The sequence below is a fragment of the Vibrio sp. 2-1-2a genome (assembly GCF_032648565.1).
GTDB classification, from domain to species: domain Bacteria; phylum Pseudomonadota; class Gammaproteobacteria; order Enterobacterales; family Vibrionaceae; genus Vibrio; species Vibrio diabolicus.
In genome coordinates this window covers 142,322-155,123 of the sequence record NZ_WBOH01000005.1, presented here as the reverse complement: position 1 = coordinate 155,123, position 12,802 = coordinate 142,322, and the positions used below count along the sequence as shown (strand labels likewise).

General features: G+C 46.1%; 10 protein-coding genes and 1 riboswitch. Of the genes, 4 read left to right on the top strand and 6 right to left on the bottom strand.

The genetic code is table 11. The features are described 5' to 3' along the window. Window positions 1-6: 6 nt before the first annotated feature. Window positions 7-879, top strand: a complete 873-nt coding sequence (locus tag F7Y48_RS15140; protein WP_005397800.1) for a patatin family protein — start codon at window positions 7-9, stop codon at window positions 877-879. A gap of 53 nt (window positions 880-932) precedes the next feature. Here the strand turns inward: F7Y48_RS15140 and gbpA are convergent, their stop codons facing one another. The 3 genes from gbpA to F7Y48_RS15125 form a co-directional block, all read right to left on the bottom strand. Next, window positions 933-2,396: an N-acetylglucosamine-binding protein GbpA gene (gbpA, locus tag F7Y48_RS15135; RefSeq protein ID WP_316684977.1), complete on the bottom strand. Its 1,464-nt coding sequence runs from the start codon at window positions 2,394-2,396 to the stop codon at window positions 933-935. Between the two features lie 105 nt (window positions 2,397-2,501). After that, window positions 2,502-2,602, bottom strand: a riboswitch (cyclic di-GMP riboswitch). A 271-nt stretch (window positions 2,603-2,873) separates the two neighbouring features. Further along, window positions 2,874-3,374, bottom strand: coding sequence for a fasciclin domain-containing protein (locus F7Y48_RS15130; protein ID WP_047009633.1), 501 nt, complete (start codon window positions 3,372-3,374; stop codon window positions 2,874-2,876). An 80-nt stretch (window positions 3,375-3,454) separates the two neighbouring features. After that, the gene (locus F7Y48_RS15125; protein WP_316684976.1) at window positions 3,455-4,936 is read right to left on the bottom strand and encodes a deoxyribodipyrimidine photo-lyase; all 1,482 of its coding nucleotides are present in this window, start codon (window positions 4,934-4,936) and stop codon (window positions 3,455-3,457) included. A gap of 108 nt (window positions 4,937-5,044) precedes the next feature. Between F7Y48_RS15125 and F7Y48_RS15120 the strand changes: the two genes are divergently transcribed. Continuing rightward, window positions 5,045-5,350: a DUF6482 family protein gene (locus tag F7Y48_RS15120; protein WP_005397804.1), complete on the top strand. Its 306-nt coding sequence runs from the start codon at window positions 5,045-5,047 to the stop codon at window positions 5,348-5,350. Between the two features lie 70 nt (window positions 5,351-5,420). On the opposite strand, the gene F7Y48_RS15115 is transcribed toward F7Y48_RS15120, so the two are convergent. After that, the gene (locus F7Y48_RS15115; RefSeq protein WP_085342522.1) at window positions 5,421-6,401 is read right to left on the bottom strand and encodes a rhodanese-related sulfurtransferase; all 981 of its coding nucleotides are present in this window, start codon (window positions 6,399-6,401) and stop codon (window positions 5,421-5,423) included. Window positions 6,402-6,724: 323 nt separating this feature from the next. On the opposite strand from F7Y48_RS15115, the gene F7Y48_RS15110 reads away from it, so the two are divergent. Beyond that, a complete protein-coding gene (locus F7Y48_RS15110) occupies window positions 6,725-7,216 on the top strand; it encodes a GNAT family N-acetyltransferase (RefSeq protein ID WP_048625423.1) in 492 nt (163 codons plus the stop codon). A 58-nt stretch (window positions 7,217-7,274) separates the two neighbouring features. Here F7Y48_RS15110 and F7Y48_RS15105 read toward each other — a convergent pair whose 3' ends face one another. After that, window positions 7,275-8,570 (bottom strand): alpha/beta fold hydrolase, encoded by a 1,296-nt coding sequence (locus F7Y48_RS15105; protein WP_316684975.1) that lies wholly within the window; start codon window positions 8,568-8,570, stop codon window positions 7,275-7,277. Between the two features lie 210 nt (window positions 8,571-8,780). Here F7Y48_RS15105 and F7Y48_RS15100 point away from each other — a divergent pair, with 210 nt between their 5' ends. Then, on the top strand, window positions 8,781-9,938 hold the full coding sequence (locus F7Y48_RS15100) for a D-alanyl-D-alanine carboxypeptidase family protein (protein WP_316684974.1): 1,158 nt from the start codon (window positions 8,781-8,783) through the stop codon (window positions 9,936-9,938). An 84-nt stretch (window positions 9,939-10,022) separates the two neighbouring features. On the opposite strand, the gene F7Y48_RS15095 is transcribed toward F7Y48_RS15100, so the two are convergent. Next, window positions 10,023-12,680, bottom strand: a complete 2,658-nt coding sequence (locus F7Y48_RS15095) for an alpha-amylase family glycosyl hydrolase (RefSeq protein WP_316684973.1) — start codon at window positions 12,678-12,680, stop codon at window positions 10,023-10,025. Between the last annotated feature and the right edge of the window lie 122 nt (window positions 12,681-12,802).

Sequence of the window (12,802 nt, the reverse complement as noted above, 5' to 3'; positions counted from 1 at the left end):
GGAAATATGGCAACAAAAGCAATTGTAGTGGAAGGTGGCGCGATGCGAGGTGTCTTCGCAAGCGGAGTGCTAGATGCGTTTTTAGAGCAGAGTTATAAACCGTTTGATTTTGCCATTGGTGTATCTGCTGGCGCATCAAACTTGATTGGTTATTTGACCGACTATCCGCATCGCAGCATTAATGTCATTACTAAGCTGGCAACGAGTAAACGCTTTTTTGATCCGACTCGATTCGTTAAAGGTGGGGACCTCATTGATGTGAAGTGGCTGTTTGAAGAGTCTAATCGTTTGTATCCCGTCGATGAAAATAAACTGTTTAATGGCATTCCTTTTCTGGCAGCGACGACGAATGTAGATACAGGACAGGCAGATTATTATCGCGTGACGCGTGATAATTTTCACCATGCGATTGAAGCGACAACAGCGTTACCCATTGCATACAAGCATACCCCTTGCTTTTCTGGAGGCTGCTATACCGATGGCGGGGTTGCAGATTCTATCCCGGTGCGTGAGGCTTATCGTCGCGGGGCTCGAGACATAACCGTTGTGCTTTCTCACCCGCTAAATTATGCCAAGAAGCCAGTAAAAACCACATGGCTGATGAAGAAGTTATTTGCCGAACATCCTAAAATGGCGGACGCGATGTTAAGACGTGCAGATAACTACAATCAATCGTTGGAATTTATTCGTAATCCTCCACCGGGAACGCATGTCAGAGTGATTGCACCACCAGATAATTTTCCTGTTCAGCGCTTATCAATGCGACAAACCGTTCTATTGGAAGGTTATGAAATGGGGCTGATTGAAGGGCGGGCTCATTTGGCTAATTTGTCAGGTGTTCATGGTTTAGATCGAGAAAACTGCCATTTTTGCGTTTGATAATGAAAGAGCCTCATAGCGAGGCTCTTTTTACTTAACGTTCAAAGGGCGATTTAGTTGACTTTATCCCAAGCCATTTCCCAGTGTGAACCAGTTCCTGGTTCGTATTGGTTTGCGCTTTCTTTCCACTGTACACAGTAACCAGAGTATGGGAAAGGTTTACATTGGTAAATGGCACCGTCGCTTGCAAGCACTTTTGTGCCCGCTGTGTAGCTAGATAGCCCTTCAGGGAAGACAAAATCGTACTCGCCAGATGGTGGTGGCGTTACTGACTCTTCTTTTAAGTGAAAGTCGAGCGTTTGCTGATCCACCAAGTTGCCATCTTTGTCTTTAATACGAGTCACGAGCATATGGTGACCAGGCTCTGATTTGGTTAAAGCGAGCGATACAGCCTCCACCGAGCCGTCTTTCATTTCGTCTGCCCAGCTTGCAAGTGGCTCACGGTGGTGATTGTACACGGTGAGTTCTGCGTTTAAATCGCCTTCAGCAGTTAGTGTCAGATCCAACGTTGTCGGTGTTGACTCAATGATATACTCGTCTGCTAAGCCATCTACTGTGAGTGAGTACTCTGGAGCGGGAGTTTCTATCTTGTAGCCGATTTCTACACGCTCAAGGCCGCTATTAGCTTGCAGGTACACCGGGTTAGTACCATAAACAGGAGTGAATTTATCCTCGGCATACTGTCCAGCTTGCAGTTTAGTTTGCTCTTGGTTGATCTTCGTTGCTAGAGCGTAAGACCAATTTTTCGCTTTGCCCATGACTGCATCGGTAATTTCTAGCTCGGTTCGATAAGCTATGTTTTCACCCGCCTGATCAAATACGCGTGTATAAACCGAATCTCCAACATTTAAATCCATCGTCGGAATAATTTGACCGCCTTGCGTCCAATCTGGAATGACTGGACTGTCACCATCAAATTTCACATCGATCACGTTATAAAATGAAGCCGCTGTGTCGCCAACATCCCATACCGCCAGAATGACGTGATACCCCTCTCGCGTAGGCACATTACATTGATGGCTCACCTGTTTTGGAGGTTGAACCATATTGCCATCGACTACACAGAAAGGAGTCAGATCAAACGAGTCGCGTAATAGTGAGGCATTTGGGTTCCAATCAGGTTTGGTGATGTAATATTTCCAGTCACGCGTCACATGGTTGGCTGTAAATGTCCATTCAAAAGTCTGTGTACCTGATTGAATAGGACGTTTCACCCAGCGGTCGGCAGTTTGTTCATCAAGAGCGGCAGCTAGAGCGGTTTCAGCACTTGCTATTTTTCCATCGCGAGGCCCTGATTGTGGAAAACCATCAGGACCTTCAACACTTTGTGGCTCGTATTGAATGGCACCGCAGTTATTATTTTTTTCGTTAGTATCAGGTGTTGGATACTTACATAGTGCCGCGCGACTTGCAGCGACACCATCATTGGTTTCTGATACGTAGCCGTGAGCCGCAGCACTTGAGCTAATGCTTGCAAGTGCTAATGTAAGTACGGATTTGGTTGGGAAGGATTTCATCACATGTCCTCTGTTATGGCTGACAAATTAATGTCACACCTCGGCGCATGCTGAGCATGAAGCAACGCTGTATGAATCCATACTTTGGATAATGTAGTGTTGCAACATGGCAACCCCGCTATCATGAGCATTACTTTTGATGATGGAATGCTGACAGACCGGAAGCTTTGCGTCCCACCCTTTCGAGTGGTTTGCCGAAATGTGATTGAGCAGCCAAAATTTAGCTCAAGAATTTACATGTGGAAAAGTAAACGACACTGACATGGAATCATGTTCTCAAATTGAAAGGTAACGGTACGCCAACCTCATTGATATTGTGCTTTTTTGTTTCTAAGGTATTGGTTTTGTTGTTGTTTTTGTCTTTTTGATAGCTGGAGTGAATGAGTGATTGGTTGTTGGGTCGAAGGTGGGAGGGGCAGTATTAAGGATAGAAGAAGCACCGTTTAAAGGGCGGAATATACCGCCCTCTGAATCATTTTATTTAGGCATAATGACGGTATCAATAACATGAATGACGCCGTTTTTAGCTTTCACATCGGTTGCCATTACATTTGCACCATTGACCATGACTTTGTCGCCCATGGTTTTAATCATCACATCTTGGCCCTGAACCGTAGTCGCTTTGTCCAGCTTAACAACATCGGCAGCCATTACTTTCCCTGGGACGACGTGATAAGTCAAAATGGATACTAACTTGTCTTTGTTTTCCGGCATTAAGAGCATATCGATTGTACCGTCAGGCAGTTTTGCAAAAGCGTCATCCGTTGGTGCAAAAACAGTAAATGGGCCTTCTCCTTTGAGTGTATCGACTAGATCAGCCGCTTTCACTGCAGCGACAAGTGTATTGAAAGAGCCGTTTTCAGTGGCAACGTCGACAATATCAGCCTTCATCATGCCATGCTCATGAGCCTTGACGGGAAGCATAAAAGATAAAGTCGCCATCAATGTAGCCGTGATAACCAAGATACGTTTAAACATAATGTGTTCCTTACGAGTTGGGGGTACAACGGTTTCCCTAGAGAATGTCTTCGTTTGTACGCATCTAAATGAAAAGATGATCAACGAGCCCTGCTTTCTTTCGATGGCCTCACGTGTCGCGTTAAAATCCGTTTGCCTTCTTGTTTTACATCGGCCCGTTTCCGCCATGCCCATAGACGCTCCCTTGCATCTTTAGCTGCGCTATTTAGGTCGACAATAGGCACTAGGTAACGGCTATCCGGTTTCAAGTGGTACATGACGGTTTCCATCTGTGTCATTTTCCAGGGCTCGAACAATAGTGGGGTGGGGACCATTTGCAATTCAGGCACCCATTTATAGATGAACGCGCCATCAGGGTCATGTTCTTGGGCTTGCTTAACCGGGTTGTAAATCCGGATTGTATTGGTCCCAGTTACCCCGGCTTGCATTTGGAATTGTGTGTAATGAATACCAGGCTCAAAGTCGAGGAATAGTTGCGCTAAATGCGTCACGCCAGTTCGCCAATCCATGTTCATGTGATGAGTGAGAAAACTAACCAGCATGGCGCGCATGCGAAAGTTTATATAGCCAGTCTGATGCAAACAGCGCATACAGGCATCGATCAAAGGTATGCCAGTATATCCAGATTTCCATGCTGCTAACTTTTCTTCATCGAAAGTGCTACTTTGTTTAATCAACGATTCGTAAGCCCGGTTAACACAGTAAAACTCCATGTCGTATTCCGACTCGAATTTCTGTATGAAATGGCAGTGCCAATGCAGCCGTGAAGACAACGCAATTAAGCTGCGACGAAACCCAACAACTTGCCAGTGTTTCAATAGGTACTGATAAACTTCACGCAAGGATATATTACCCCAAGCGAGGTATGGAGAAAGGCGAGTACAGGCTGTACGTGAGGCTGTGGGACTAGAAATGCTTCGATAGTAATCACGACCTCGACGATTGAAAAAGTCCTCCAGTGTTTTCCAAGCGAGTTGGCTTCCTCCCGTTTGCATTCCTTTGCATTTTGATAGCCAGGATGAAGGTGGCGAAAACGCGCAGCCGAGTGATTCTGCATCCAATGAATGCAACAAGTTGGTTTGCAGATCAAGAGGGCTTATGGAGGCTCTCATGACCAAATCCCAATGTTTGTCCCAACCCTGCCGGTCTTTTGCTCCTCTAATAACAGCACCGTGCTCGAACTCAAACCACGTGATGTTCTGCTCATGCAGCCAAGCGGCAACTTGCTTATCTCGCTCAAAGGTGCAATTGAGCCCTATTTCCTGATGAGAAAACACAGCGTTGATTTGATACTGCATTTGAATTGATTGAAAACATGCTAAGGCATCGCCAAACAGAACCGTGATGCGGTGTCCATAGGCTTTGAGCGTCTCATTCATGTCTTGCAATGATTGCCAAACAAATCGCCAGTGACGCTCAGAATAGTGAGGGTTGTTTAACAGCAACGGTTCAACAATATATAAAAGTACCGTTGGGTGCTTTGACGACAATGCTTGTGTTAGGGGCTGGTGGTCAGTCAGTCTTAAATCTCGTTTTAACCACACGACATTGATTGTTTTCATCGGAATCCTCTTTGTTTCCGATGTTGTACGCAAATGACCCGAAGAGATCTCACCTAATGATCGGTTTTGTTCATTAAAACGTAGAGGTTGCTCACAAGGAGGTGAGACATGTCGATACCACTGAGTAAGTTAGAAAAGTTCTTCTACGTAGATAAATTGATCATTCACTCGCTTGATCTAGCATTGTATCAAGCATCTGTCGTAGTTGATGGAAAAGCGCAATTCATCACTGATGACAACGGTATTTTTTTGAGGGCTCATTCCCTTATCGAGATGCAAAAGAAGTGCAAGAATATCAAAGCAAATAAGCAGGTTTTAGTACATAAAAGTGCTTATGATGAGATGGTGGGGCTACCCGAAGGCAAAAGAGACAATCAACTAGAGGTTTTGGTGAGGGATACAAAATTGTATTGAAAGAGTGTTGGTGCATAGTAAAAGCGAGCCACCTTACGGCAGCTCGCTTAAAATAGAATTAGAGTCGAGCTTAGTCTTGTTTACGCTGAGCTTCTTTTTGTGCGTACTTAGCGGCACGTCGAGCTTCTCTTTGCTTGGCACTTTCGCCACCAACATGCTGCTCGCCTCGTTGTTCTGCAAGAACAATTTGTTTTTCACGTTCGCGGAATCGAGCAATTTGTTCTTCTGAGTGTGTGCCGTGACATTTCGGGCAGCTCACGCCTTGCTCGAACAATTCTGACTGTTTGTCTTCTTCAGTGATCGGTAGACGACAAGCGTTACATAAGTCGTAATCTGCTTTTTCTAGCTGGTGGTTTACTGCAACACGGCCATCAAAAACGTAGCAGTCACCTTCCCACATGCTCTCTTCTTGAGGAACTTCTTCAAGATATTTAAGAATGCCGCCTTCTAAGTGGTAGACCTCATCAAAGCCCTGTTCTTTCATGTAAGCAGTTGATTTTTCGCAGCGGATACCACCGGTACAGAACATCGCCACTTTCTTATGCTTTTCCGGGTCCATGTTTTCTTTTACATAGTCTGGGAATTCACGAAAGGTTTCAGTATTTGGGTTTACAGCGCCTTTGAATGTGCCGATCTCGATTTCGTAATCATTACGTGTATCGACAACAAACACTTCAGGATCAGCAATAAGATCGTTCCACTCTTGAGGTTTCACGTAAGTACCCACTACGTGGCGAGGGTCTATGCCTTCAACACCTAATGTTACGATCTCTTTTTTCAATTTCACTTTGGTGCGATTGAATGGCTGGGTCTCAGAGTACGACTCTTTGTATACGGTGCCTGTCAAACGAGGCTCGTTGTTTAGCCACTCCAGTAGCGTATCAATACCTGCACGATCAGAGGCAACAGTGCCGTTGATGCCCTCACTTGCCAGCAGTAATGTTCCGCGAATATGGTGTTTTTCCATCAACGCAAGTAATGGCTCGCGTAGTTCTTGATAGTTATTCAGCTCAACAAACTTGTACAGCGCACAAACTACATACTGACTCATGAGGTTTCCTTTAAAAATACAGGTGGTCAACGACCTTAAAATTTTAGCGGCACGAAGTATACCTGACTAAATTAGTCGGAAATACGGACAAATTATGCGGATATTATGGCTAGGCGGGATGTAGCGGTGTTTTGATACGGCAAAGCGTCACGCGGGTAAAATCGCTATGTGTTCAAATTATAAGCATAAATTGTAGAGAACAAGGTAAGTTGAACTCGACACTTTTGGTTTAAATTTGTACTGTGATTCCTTCTTCGGCTCTTCATTAAAGTTGTGCGCAAGAGCTACAAAATAATAATCGGATCAGTTGGCAAGGAAAGGACATGCAGCAGTTTTATATCAGGCGGCTGAGGGAAGAAGATGCTCCCTTGCTCAAACAATTACTCGTTGAACTCGATACATCGCACTATGAAGCTGAACCGAACTTCTATCGTCCACCCAAGGAATTGGCACAACTAAGAGAATCATATTGCACCTTCGAAAAGTATTTTGATGGGAGCGTGAGCGCTTTTATTGCTTGTTCGCAAAGAAAAGTCGTCGGTTTTATCTCTGGTTCGGTTCGTAACGTTCAGTCGCTGATTTCACCAGAAAAACGCGTTGGTTTTATTAATGAGCTTATTGTTGCAGAGAACCATCGAAACTTAGGAATAGGTTTATCGCTGATGGATAAGATGGAAAGTGATTTGTGTGCTCAAGGAATAGAAGAAATCGGCTTAACCGTGGCGTCATTTAACCATGAAGGTGAGGATTTCTATCATAAAATGGGCTACCGGGTGATGACGAAACGTATGACCAAGCGCGTAAGAGATTCGTAAAAACAAGATGGTAGGAATGAAACGCCTCTTACCTCTAGAAGAGGCGTTTTTATAGTATTTATTTCAAATTAGCGGCGGTTTGATTCCCCATCGCAATTAACTTATCTAAAACGCGCTCACCGTCGGCACGTAAACCGTTGTGCTCGTACTCGTTAGTGATCCACGCTTTTGAGTTTGGGATTAACGCGAGCGTTTCTCGGCTGATATCCATTTCCACAAACATATCATCAGCGTAAACGGCGCAACTGACAGGCACTTTGTTTTGAGCCAGTTGTGTTTGATCGTACAGCGCAGTCCAATCTTCTTTCGCGGCCAATATTTCAGCGGCATCTTTTAGTGGCTTGAGGTTGACGTATTGATCGAACATCCATGGGAAGACCATTTCCCCCGTAAAGTAAAATGGCTTGCCAGGTTCATAATTAAACTCTGGTCGGGTTTGGCGAACACGGTGTGCACTCCAATTTGACGCAAAACCTTGGCAATAAATCGATTCATGCAAAATGGCGTAAATCGGGTTGGTTTGGAAGTTTTGTTGCGCCAACATATCGTTCAAGAACTCATAGCGAAGTTGTTGTTTGCCGTTCACTTCAATCAACGCGCTTTCTAACCAATAGTAAGTTGGTAAGAAAGTATCACTCACACCAAAGTTGATGCCGATTTGTTGAAATTGTTCCACCGTGAAGCGTTGACCATTTGGTAGGTACTCTTCATTTTCTAGCAAGTGATTCGCAATGTTTTGGCAAAGTTTCTGTGCATTGGGAAATTGTTGGAAGAACGCTTGGTTTTTCTCCATGGTGCGTTTGAAAGTGGCTTCATACACATCGTCGGCATGACGCGAGACTGATGGCACGCCACCTGTGATGTAGCTTTGCAGCAAGCTGTCTGGGAACAAAGACACATAGGTGAGGGAGCAAAAACCACCAAAGCTTTGACCTAAGATCGCCCATTTTTCTACGCCAAATTGCTCACGAATGTATTCCGCGTCGCGCACGATGTTATCCGCTCGGAAGTGGCTCAAGTAGTCTGCTTGTTGCTCTGGCGTGAGGTGAGCAAGCGTCTGGTGATTAATTACGCTGCTGTTGCCCGTACCGCGCTGGTCGAGAAGCAACACTCGGTACTCTTGGAGCGCGCGTTTTACCCAGCCGTTATTGCCGTTTTGACGCGGAGAGGGAAAGCCTGGCCCGCCCTGAAAGTAAACCAACCAAGGTTTGGTCGATTCTTCATCGCCAACTAGGCAAACCGCACGAGCGAAGACTTCAATGGTGCCTTTACTCACGTCTTGGTAATCCAGAGGAACGGTAAAGCTGTGGGGAGTGTAATGCAATCCTGCGTCGATAAATGATTGAGCGTTCATTGTTATCTTTATTTCCTTATTGAGGGGTAGCGCTACTTTACTGCGAATGGCGTGAAGAACCAATGCTATTTCCAAATCGCTTCGTCAGTTCTATACCTTGGTCAAATCAATGTAAGTTCAAGAAAATGAAACGATTAGCGACTGGTGCAACTGGTTGAGTGAGCTATGCTCAATAGAGTTGCGACAAAGTAAGAGCATGGAGGAAGTCGGATGAAAGTGTCACTGGCTCGATGGACAATTGTGACTTGTTTAATAAGCGTACCTACTTTTGCCGTTGTTACGCCCAACCCACCTCAGTTACAGGCAAAAGGCTACGTATTAATGGACTTTCAATCCGGTGCCATTATTGCTGAGCATAACGGGCGAGCAGGCCTTGCTCCGGCGAGTTTAACCAAGTTGATGACCGCTTACGTCGTTGGACAAGAAATCAAAGCGGGGCGTTTGAAATGGGATGATGTTGTCACCGTGAGCGAAAACGCGTGGTCGGCCAAGTTTCCCGGATCTTCTAAAATGTTCATCAAACCGAAAGATGAAATTAGTGTTGCGAACTTAATGCGCGGCGTGATCATCCAATCGGGTAATGACGCGTGCGTTGCACTGGCTGAGCACGTAGCTGGCAGTGAACGCGGCTTTGTCGCCTTGATGAATGGTTGGGCTGAGAAGTTAGGGCTGCAAGACACTTATTTTGTAAACTCCCATGGTCTCGATAGTGAAGGCATCCAAACCTCACCCACCGATATGGCAAAACTCATGCAGTCGATCATCAACGACGTTCCCGCTGTGTATGCGCTATATAGTGAGAAAGTCTTCAAGTGGAACGACATTACGCAGTACAACCGCAATAAATTACTGTGGGACAATTCCATTGACGTCGACGGGGGCAAAACCGGTTACACCAGCAATGCGGGATACAGTTTGGTGAGCTCCGCCAAAGAAGGGAAAATGCGGTTGATTTCGGTAGTGATGGGCACGCCAAGTAAACAGGCTCGAACGAGCCAATCCAAGAATTTGCTCAGTTATGGTTTTCGTTTTTATGACACCAAACAAGTTGCCAAACAAGGGCAGGTTGAGTCTAAAGTTCGCGTTTGGAAGGGAAATGCCAATCAAGTTGAGGCGATCTTCGCTAATGATGCCTATCTCACTCTGCCTCGTTCAATGACGGCTGGGCTTGATAAGAGTGTGGTGTTAAATGAACCATTGATTGCACCGCTCGCGCAAGGGGATGAGATTGGTAAGGTCGTTTGGAAAAGCGATGACAGTACCGTGGCGAGTTATCCCTTGGTCAGCAGCCAAGCGGTAGAAGAGGGCTCGTGGTTCGGTCAGCTTTGGGACAGTCTGGTGCTGTGGGTGAAATCGTTCTTTAACTAGAATAAAAACGAGCAGAAGTGTCTTTCTGCATTCTTTTGTTGATAGCCGCCCAGCTAAACGCTGGGCGGTGTTTTATTTAACGGTTTATTCCGACAAGGTGATGATTGGTAAATCGTCCCAAATCTTACTTTCATCCGATGCGCCACCGGAGAAGTTCCAAGGGCCTTTGTCTTGCTCTAGCGGACGGTAAGTTGCTGAAAGACCGTCTAAGTCCCAAGTCGTGACATAGAAGCGGATACCATCGAGCGAATCTGGGCGGCCTAGTGCATCGCTAGCAAAGTCCATCGAAATGGTGTTGTTGGCTTTGTCTACCGTGACCATTGGTGCTGGCGTTACGGCTTCTCCCCATGTCGTCGCATTTGCTCCTTTGGTGTTGTAAATCGAGCTTTGCCAGCCAAAAACAACCACATTGCGACTCCAGGTTCCGCTTGGCATAGAAGCGTTGACCTTCGGTAGCTCAGACAAGTTGGTTGCGGCTTCTTCCGGTAAATCAATAAAGATGGTGAAACCCACGTGGTCGAAGCCGTTTGGTGGCAACCAAGTGTCGGTGATTTTGTTCATGGTGAAGGTCAAGCGTACGTTACTGCCAACGGTAAACACTTCTGCTTTGTTGATTGCGAGTTGGCTGCTGTCTTTGTCGAATGTTGGATCGGTTGGTAGCGAGTAGTTACCGTTAGGACCGCCCATGCCGTCTTGTGCATCGCCTGCATCATCAATGGTGTCATCCGGCGTGTTTGACCAGCTTAGGTTCGAGACAAAATTCACGTCCTCGATGCCTGCTTTTTTCTCGGTGGAATAAATCGCGAAGCGGTGCTGTTGTTCGCCAATAGCAAAGTGACGAGTCGACAGCGTGACGCTAAACTGACCATCAGCGCCTACAGTAATGGCTTGCGCTGTTTCCAAGTTACCATCGACGACGAGGTTCAACTTCTCGTTGGCGTTCGCACTACCCGCGATAACAATATCACCAGTGATGGTTTGTCCTTCCCAATCCTGCGCTAGTTGGATGTTGAGGTCTGGGGTATCTACAGATTGGTTGCTGCTTGTTTTTGAGTAAATTACTGCTGATTTAGCTGGCAGTTCCAACGTCACATGGCCATTTTCATCTGCGACTAACTGTTCTGGAGCGTGTGCCCAGTTCGACATGATTTGTTGTTTGAAGACGGTGCCGCCAACTTGTTCTACATCGAGTTGGTTCATCAACATCGGCGAGTTGGATGTATTCATCACAACCAAGACTTCGTCGTTATCCAACGTTCGGGTAAAGGCGAAGACGCCCGCGCCCGCTTTATCGCTGCCAATCACTTTTATTTCGCCACGTGTCATGACTTTGTTTTCAGTGCGTAGCTTGGCAAGTTCTTGAATAAACAAGTACATCTCACTGTTTTGGTCGAATGAGTCTACGTAGTTGCCATCTTCACGGTACCCTCCGGCGAACATCGCATCGCGCGCTGCTGACATCGCCTGTTCTGTACCTTGGTAAATCACAGGAATACCCGGCACGCTCATCATGGTGATCAGTGCTTGTTTCATGTCATTCACGCTACCTTGCGACAGAAAACGCGGCATGTCGTGATTATCAATGAAGTTCGGCATGATGTATGGATTTGGGAACATCTCCATCATTTTCTCAAGACGGAAACGTAAATAGTCGGTCGGTTGTCCTGATGCAAATACGCGCGTCATGGTCGCTTGCAATGGGAAGTTCAGTACCGAGGTTAGCTGTTTCGGTGAGCCACTTTCACCGATGTAAGTCAGCATCTTCTCTTCGCCTTCGGTGTTGTATGGCGTAGATGTTTCGAATACTTCACCAAAAGTGAGGAAGTTGTCACGACCGGTATCAACCGCTTGCGTCATCACACCATCGTTGGCGTGTAGGAAGTCGTTCCAGAAATCGTGTTCAACAAACTTCACCGTATCGATACGGAATCCGTCGACGCCGACTTCGCGAATCCATTTTCGGTAGCTCTCTTTTAGATAAGCGCGTACTTCAGGATCGGACGTATTAAGGTCATCCAAATCAGAGAGTTGCCAGGTTTTTTCTTGTACCGGATCGTTGTGGTCGGTGATGGTTGGCGTCCAGTGGTAGCTGCCTGTGCCGTCTGTTTTACACTCGCTCATGTTGAGTGGGTACGGCAGTTCTTGCCCGGCGGGTAGTGCATTTTTAATCAAACGGAAGCCTTGGCAAGGTAGGCTTGGATCATAACTGTAAGGATCATCGTAGGTGAAGAAGTTGCCTACATGGTTGGTCACGATGTCCTGAATTAAGAACATGTTACGTGCATGCACTTCGCGTGCTAACGCTTGGTAGCTTTCCATGTCACCAAAGTGTTCATCCACTTTTTGAAAATCGCGCGCCCAGTACCCATGGTAGCCGCCGTAGTTTTGCTCAGCATCCCACCATTGGTTAGCAACTGGCGGAGTAATCCAGATCGATGTGGCACCGAGATCTTCGATGTAGCTTAACTTATCACTCACGCCAACGAGGTCGCCGCCGCTGAATTTTTTATCCGACGTCGGATCGAATTCGTTTTGCCCTTGATCATTGAGAGCGCTGTCGCCGTCGTTAAAACGGTCGATCATCAGGAAGTAAATGATTTGATCTTGCCAATCAGGGGATGCCACGTGGCTGCCTGTATCGATTGGTGTGGTTTCGTCGCTTCCACAGCCAGAGAGAGCAAGAGCGATCGCTAAAGGAAGTATTTTTATTTTATTCATTGGGTTAGGTAGAGTTTCAAACACAGTTTCTGCCTCCGTTATGCAGTAATGCAGAAACGATAAAGCAAAGGTTTGAAATTGAGAGTGTCATTTCACGTCAAAAAAGACGTGAAATGATGTCACGAAGAGACGATTTTGATCTGACC

Excerpts from the sequence above, each read along its gene's own strand:
- F7Y48_RS15105 (WP_316684975.1), bottom strand. The coding sequence starts at position 8,570 with ATGAACGCTCAATCATTTATCGACGCAGGATTGCATTACACTCCCCAC.
- F7Y48_RS15130 (WP_047009633.1), bottom strand. The coding sequence starts at position 3,374 with ATGTTTAAACGTATCTTGGTTATCACGGCTACATTGATGGCGACTTTA.
- F7Y48_RS15110 (WP_048625423.1), top strand. The coding sequence starts at position 6,725 with ATGCAGCAGTTTTATATCAGGCGGCTGAGGGAAGAAGATGCTCCCTTG.
- F7Y48_RS15140 (WP_005397800.1), top strand. The coding sequence starts at position 7 with ATGGCAACAAAAGCAATTGTAGTGGAAGGTGGCGCGATGCGAGGTGTC.
- F7Y48_RS15100 (WP_316684974.1), top strand. The coding sequence starts at position 8,781 with ATGAAAGTGTCACTGGCTCGATGGACAATTGTGACTTGTTTAATAAGC.
- gbpA (WP_316684977.1), bottom strand. The coding sequence starts at position 2,396 with ATGAAATCCTTCCCAACCAAATCCGTACTTACATTAGCACTTGCAAGC.
- F7Y48_RS15125 (WP_316684976.1), bottom strand. The coding sequence starts at position 4,936 with ATGAAAACAATCAATGTCGTGTGGTTAAAACGAGATTTAAGACTGACT.
- F7Y48_RS15115 (WP_085342522.1), bottom strand. The coding sequence starts at position 6,401 with ATGAGTCAGTATGTAGTTTGTGCGCTGTACAAGTTTGTTGAGCTGAAT.
- F7Y48_RS15120 (WP_005397804.1), top strand. The coding sequence starts at position 5,045 with ATGTCGATACCACTGAGTAAGTTAGAAAAGTTCTTCTACGTAGATAAA.